The 6000-nt window shown below is 49.8% G+C and carries 5 protein-coding genes and 1 tRNA gene; 4 read left to right on the forward strand and 2 right to left on the reverse strand.

From position 1 onward, the window contains the following. The first annotated feature begins 8 nt into the window (after positions 1 to 8). Positions 9 to 311, forward strand: a complete 303-nt coding sequence (locus tag WFL93_RS23480) for a helix-turn-helix domain-containing protein (RefSeq protein ID WP_007890992.1) — start codon at positions 9 to 11, stop codon at positions 309 to 311. 153 nt (positions 312 to 464) lie between these two features. Here the strand turns inward: WFL93_RS23480 and WFL93_RS23485 are convergent, their stop codons facing one another. Both WFL93_RS23485 and WFL93_RS23490 read right to left on the reverse strand, forming a co-directional pair. Then, positions 465 to 1247 carry a hypothetical protein gene (locus WFL93_RS23485; RefSeq protein ID WP_336779160.1) on the reverse strand — a complete coding sequence of 261 codons (783 nt, stop codon included), beginning with the start codon at positions 1245 to 1247 and terminating at the stop codon, positions 465 to 467. A 260-nt stretch (positions 1248 to 1507) separates the two neighbouring features. Further along, positions 1508 to 1583 (reverse strand) — tRNA-Asn (locus WFL93_RS23490). Between the two features lie 507 nt (positions 1584 to 2090). On the opposite strand from WFL93_RS23490, the gene WFL93_RS23495 reads away from it, so the two are divergent. The 3 genes from WFL93_RS23495 to WFL93_RS23505 are packed head-to-tail and all read left to right on the forward strand — an operon-like array spanning position 2091 to position 5578. Next, positions 2091 to 3014 (forward strand): sugar ABC transporter substrate-binding protein, encoded by a 924-nt coding sequence (locus WFL93_RS23495; RefSeq protein ID WP_049852517.1) that lies wholly within the window; start codon positions 2091 to 2093, stop codon positions 3012 to 3014. 33 nt (positions 3015 to 3047) lie between these two features. Continuing rightward, on the forward strand, positions 3048 to 4532 hold the full coding sequence (locus tag WFL93_RS23500) for a sugar ABC transporter ATP-binding protein (protein WP_007890987.1): 1485 nt from the start codon (positions 3048 to 3050) through the stop codon (positions 4530 to 4532). Positions 4533 to 4546: 14 nt separating this feature from the next. Continuing rightward, complete coding sequence (locus tag WFL93_RS23505; protein ID WP_049852518.1) at positions 4547 to 5578, forward strand: ABC transporter permease; 1032 nt, start codon at positions 4547 to 4549, stop codon at positions 5576 to 5578. The last annotated feature ends 422 nt before the right edge of the window (positions 5579 to 6000 follow it).

Below are 6000 nucleotides of genomic sequence, written 5' to 3' on the forward strand. Positions count from 1 at the left end.
GAGAGGCGATGGGCAGAACGCTAGAACAGATCCTTGCAGATGAAAAGCCTGAAGTGGTTGCCGAAGCTAAGGCTGTGGCGGAAGAGACCTTACTCAACATTCATTTGGCGGAGCTGCGGGAGAAAGTGCAGAAAACCCAGGTGGAAATGGCACAGGTGCTTAATATCAAGCAACCCACCGTTGCTGGCATGGAAAAGCCGGGCCGCGACCTTAAGCTTTCAACGCTGAAGCGCTATATCGAAGCGGCAGGAGGGAAACTGCGTCTGGATATCGAATTGCCGGATGGTTCACATTACGAATTTGTGGTGTAACGTCAAATGATCTTAGCAATCATACAGCGGTTATAAATAAGGTCGCTCAGATCTACCAGAGCGGCCTTTGCAGTAATAAGACATTGCGTATTTGGCCTGTAAATCTACGAGGCAATAACATCATTTAAGATTTATGGATTGTGACCAAATTCGTTAAGAAGGATAAGCCTGAGCAATATTGGCATCTTTCATCATCGTTAACTGAGCAGTGATATCCGTTAATACGTATAAATCTCGTCTACGTGTCCAGGGCTGGTCGGAAAGTTCGTCGTACCATACCGGTAGTTTAATTTCCTGCGGGGCAAAAGCGGATATCTGACGGGCCTTGCACGTCATTATACAACGCTTAACATGGTCGCGATGACCAATGACGACCGTTTGCTTTAGAGCCGAGGGGGTGCCATTAAAATGCTTATTAATAATGTCTGCCGCAACGCCATCGGTACTCAAATAAACGAGTTTTCCATTATCGATAATCGGTTCAACAGAGATAATATCAGTAGATGTAATATCTGCGTAAGCTGGCGTATTAAGGTGACGTGCAATTTCCCATTGTACGTACATTGGCATGGGCTTTTTACGCCAGACTTCCGCACAGCAGCGCGCTAGCTCCGCATTCATTGGTCCCGGCTCGGCAAGCTGATTAGGATCACCTGATGCATTTGGACGATTACCAAATGCGAAAGCAATAAGGGTGCTGGCTTTAGATATCGGTCGGGTCGGCGGTGTCATATTAAAGTTAGCCTCCATAATATAGGGGGCTAATATTCTGGCGGTAGACTCATCATTTAATTCTTCGCTGAGCTTATCACTAACGATTTTGTTCATTCGTTTACTGGAAGTTTGATTGCTGGCAACCGATTGACAACCAGTTAAAGCCATTGTCGCTGGCAAAGTTAATAATCCCATAGCCATCTTACGTCTGGTTATATCCATTCCCTTCGCTCCAGGTACATAATCAAAGAGCGAAAACTATACGATGATTTTCTTTTTTTAGAAATAGCTGATTAAATTAATGCGATTTATGACACATTTAAGGCATTGTGATTTTTATTGTCTGAGGAATTTCTTTCAGAAATAACCTGGATTAATACGGGTGACCAGACGAGATTATTGAATAACGATCAGATTAGAATTTTAGAATGACAGAAAACACAAAAGCCCGCTCAGGTTTCCCTGAGCGGGCTTTATGAATTTGGCTCCTCTGACTGGACTCGAACCAGTGACATACGGATTAACAGTCCGCCGTTCTACCGACTGAACTACAGAGGAATCGTGTGAACGAGGCGCATATTATCGATGCCGATCCCCATTGTCAAAGCCCGACTGCACACTTTTGGTTTAAGTGCGCGTAAAAGCAGCGGAATGCTGCTTTTCTGGCTTGAATGATCAGATTCTAAACTGCCAGCAAGATCTCACTTTAAACGCAATTCTGGTGAGATGTTAGATGCGTGTCAAAGTTTTGTTATTTGCCGATTTTAAAACAATCATTTCAGTGCTTTTATGATGAAAGTTTCAAATGTCAGTTAGATGAAATAAATGAACTGCTTATCATCACCTGCGAAACCACTTGCGGTAACTGAAACAGGATTTCGAAAATAAGTAGCTGATAAAGATTAAGTTGTAAGAAACGACGATAGCAAACCGATAGCGTTAGACCAGAAGCCTTACCTCTACAACCACAAAAAAAACGCCAGCGATGTTGAGTGAATGTAAAAGATATTTTTCATTCGTGGTATCAGCCAACCTGAGCTTATTAACGAAAAAGAAGGGTTACCTATGAAATTCAAAAAAGCGTTAGTGACTTCCCTGTTAGCTTGCATGTTACCTGCCGCAGTGATGGCAAAAGACCTTCAGGTGGGCGTTTCTATGGCGCTATTTGATGACAACTTCCTCACCATTCTGCGCACCGCAATGCAAAAAGAGATGACCAAAGATGGCATTAAAGGTCAGGTCGAAGATGCAAAGGGTGACGTTTCACAACAGCTGCAGCAGGTGCAGAACTTCATCGGTCAGGGCGTTGACGCCATCATCGTTAACCCGGTCGATACCAACGCGGTGAAACCACTGGTGGACGCGGCAGCAAAAGCCGGCGTGCCGCTGGTATTTGTGAACCGTAAACCGGCGGGTGAGCTGAAAGATAAAATGGCGTTTGTCGGTTCAGACTCTGAACTGGCAGGCCGTCTGCAGATGGAAGCGTTAGCCAAGAAGATGAACGGCAAAGGTAACGTGGCGATTCTGTTAGGCGATTTGGCCAATGAATCCACCCGCGAACGCACCAAAGGTGTTGAAGCGGTAGTGGCGAAATATCCGGACATCAAAGTGGTGCAGAAACAGACCGCGAAATTCACCCGTAACGATGCGGTTGACGTGGTGAGTAACTGGCTGACCGCCGGTGACGACATCCAGGCCATTGCCTCAAACAACGATGAAATGGCGATTGGTGCGCTGCAGGCGCTGGGTAAAAACCCAAATCACATCCTGGTTGCGGGTGTCGATGGCACGCCCGATGCGCTGCAAATGATCAAGAACGACAAAATGGTCGCTAGCGTGTTCCAGGACGCTAAGGGCCAGGGTGAAGGTGCGGTGCAAACTGCGGTCAAACTGATTAACGGCGAGAAAGTGCAAAAAGTGGTCGATATCCCGTTCCAGCTGATCACCAAAGAAAACTACGAAAAATTCGCCAGCCAGAATCAGAAATAACCCGTTCCCGACTTAGCCGTACGGAGGTGATGTATGACCGCTTTTGCGCTTGAAGCCGAAGGCATCAGCAAGTTCTTCCCCGGAGTGAAGGCACTCGACAATGTCTCACTGCGTATTAAACCGGGGTCGGTACATGCCCTGATGGGTGAAAATGGCGCGGGCAAATCCACTTTAATGAAATGCCTTATCGGGATGTATCGTCCCGATAAGGGCACCATTCGCATTAAAGGGGAGCCAGTGCAGTTTCAGGACACCATGGATGCGTTACGTTCCGGCATCTCCATGATTCACCAGGAGCTCAATCTGGTGCCTCACATGACCGTGGCTGAAAACATTTGGCTCGGTCGCGAACCGATGAAGTACGGCTTTGTTGATCACGGCAAGCTGAATAAGCAGACGCAGGAGTTACTCAATAGACTGAATATCCGTCTGAAAGCCGATCGTATGGTCGGCGAGCTGAGTATCGCTTCACAGCAGATGGTGGAAATTGCGAAAGCGGTGTCGTGGAATTCGGACATCGTGATTATGGATGAACCGACGTCGGCCCTGACGGAAACCGAAGTGGCGCATCTGTTCACCATCATCCGCGACCTGCGTGAGCAGGGCAAAGCCATCATCTATATCAGCCATAAGATGGACGAGATTTTCGCCATCACCGATGAGATCAGTATTTTCCGCGACGGTGCGTGGGTCGGCAGCAATAACACCAGCGAGTATACCCGCCAATCGCTGATTACTCAGATGGTAGGACGCGAACTGACCCAGCTGTTCCCGAAATTCAACGGTGAAATTGGCGAAGATGTGCTGACGGTGCGCAACCTGACTTGCAAAGATCGCTTCACCGACATCAACTTCACGGTGCGTAAAGGCGAAATCCTCGGCGTGGCCGGACTGGTTGGCGCCGGACGCAGCGAAGTGATGGAAAGCCTGTTCGGCATGGAGAGTTTCGATAGCGGTGAAATTCTGATTGATGGTGTGCCGGTCAAGATCGATTCGCCGTCCACGGCGATTGAGAAGGGCATGGCGTTCCTGACGGAAGATCGTAAAAAGTCGGGGCTGTTCCTGGTGTTGTCGGTGATGGAGAACATGAGCATCGTCAACATGCCTGATTACACCCATAAAAGCGGTTTTGTTAGCCACATCAAAATGGCGCAGGACTGCATGGATCAGATTCGCAAGCTGAATATCAAAACCCCGACCATGGATCAGATCATCAATAACCTCAGCGGCGGTAACCAGCAGAAGGTGCTGATTGCCCGCTGGCTGCTGGCGCAACCGAAGATCCTGATTCTCGACGAGCCAACGCGCGGTATTGACGTTGGTGCAAAAGCAGAGATTTATCGCTTAATCAGTGAACTGGCAAACCGCGGCGTGGCCATCATCATGGTGTCGTCCGAACTGCCAGAAATTCTCGGCATGAGCGACCGCGTGATGGTTATGCACGGCGGACGTATAACCGGCATCCTCGATAAAGAAGAGGCCAATCAGGAATCCATTTTGTCGTTGGCATCCGAGTGAGGCGTGAGACACCTATGAGTAACGTAAAAATTACGGCCCCGCAGGCCGCAGAACAGAGTTCTTTTTTTGGCAACCTGCGTCATAAGTTGCCAAAAGATACCGGGATTTTTGTTGTCATGTTGGGCATTGCCCTGATCTTTGAAATTGCCGGTTGGTACGTGCGTGACCAATCTTTCCTGATGAACACTAACCGCCTGGTGCTGATTATTCTGCAGGTTGCGATTATCGGTATTATTGCGGTCGGCGTGACGCAAGTCATTATCACCACCGGTATCGACCTGTCGTCTGGTTCGGTTATTGCCTTAACGGCCGTGGTCGCGGCCAGTCTGGCGCAAACCTCTGACAGCTTATCGCCGATGTATCCATCGCTGGTTAACCTGCCTGCAGTGATCCCGATTGTCGCCGGGATTGGCGTGGGGCTGTTGTGTGGCGTGATGAACGGCGTGCTGATTACCAAAACCGGTATTCCACCGTTTATCGCCACGCTCGGTATGATGGTGTCGGCGCGCGGTCTGGCGCAGTACTACACGCAGGGTAACCCAATTAGTTTCCTGTCAGATGGCTTCACCTCCATCGGCCAGGGCGGCATGCCGGTGATTATCTTCCTGGTCGTCGCGTTCCTGTTCCACATTGCGCTGAAACACACCCGCTACGGCAAATATGTCTACGCGATTGGCGGCAACATGACCTCCGCCAAAGTCTCGGGTATCAATGTTAATAAGTACCTGATCATCGTCTACACCATTGCGGGTGCACTCTCAGGCCTGGCCGGTGTCGTGCTGGCGGCACGTGTCAGTAGCGGCCAGTCAAGTATGGGAATGGCCTACGAGCTAGACGCCATCGCCGCAGCGGTTATCGGCGGCAGCAGCCTGATGGGCGGCGTCGGACGCATCACCGGTACGCTGATTGGTGCGGTGATTCTTGGCCTGATTAAGAGCGGCTTCACCTTTGTTGGGGTGGATGCTTATGTGCAGGACATTATTAAAGGCATCATCATCGTCGCCGCAGTGTCCATTGATATGCACCGCAACCGCAAAAAACGCTGATACGCTTCATACTTCGCGCTGTAGCGGCGTTGGCTGCGAAAATTCACCCCGGTCACATAGTGAACTATGCTCCCGGGGCTGAATTTTCTGGCCGCCTTGCTACAGCGCGAATTATTTTGCGTATCAAGAATGTGCACAATCGGTTCCCTCTCCCGCGAGCGGGAGAGGGTTAGGGTGAGGGACAGCGCGCACATAACGCATTATTCCCGTTCGGTCGGTTCCCTCTCCCGCGAGCGGGAGAGGGTTAGGGTGAGGGACAGCGCGCACATAACGTAATATTCCCGTTCGGTCGGTTCCCTCTCCCGCGTGCGGGTGTACAGTCCGGGGACATGGTAAACGGGTGTTCAGGGACATGGTGAACACTTTTTAACATTCTTACCCATGGTGATCGACTTATTCTTCAGGTCGATCACCCCCACCTT

It is taken from the genome of Pantoea sp. USHLN256 (assembly GCF_037149875.1).
GTDB classification, from domain to species: domain Bacteria; phylum Pseudomonadota; class Gammaproteobacteria; order Enterobacterales; family Enterobacteriaceae; genus Pantoea; species Pantoea nemavictus.

Excerpts from the sequence above, each read along its gene's own strand:
- WFL93_RS23485 (WP_336779160.1), bottom strand. The coding sequence starts at position 1,247 with ATGGATATAACCAGACGTAAGATGGCTATGGGATTATTAACTTTGCCA.
- WFL93_RS23505 (WP_049852518.1), top strand. The coding sequence starts at position 4,547 with ATGAGTAACGTAAAAATTACGGCCCCGCAGGCCGCAGAACAGAGTTCT.
- WFL93_RS23500 (WP_007890987.1), top strand. The coding sequence starts at position 3,048 with ATGACCGCTTTTGCGCTTGAAGCCGAAGGCATCAGCAAGTTCTTCCCC.
- WFL93_RS23495 (WP_049852517.1), top strand. The coding sequence starts at position 2,091 with ATGAAATTCAAAAAAGCGTTAGTGACTTCCCTGTTAGCTTGCATGTTA.
- WFL93_RS23480 (WP_007890992.1), top strand. The coding sequence starts at position 9 with ATGGGCAGAACGCTAGAACAGATCCTTGCAGATGAAAAGCCTGAAGTG.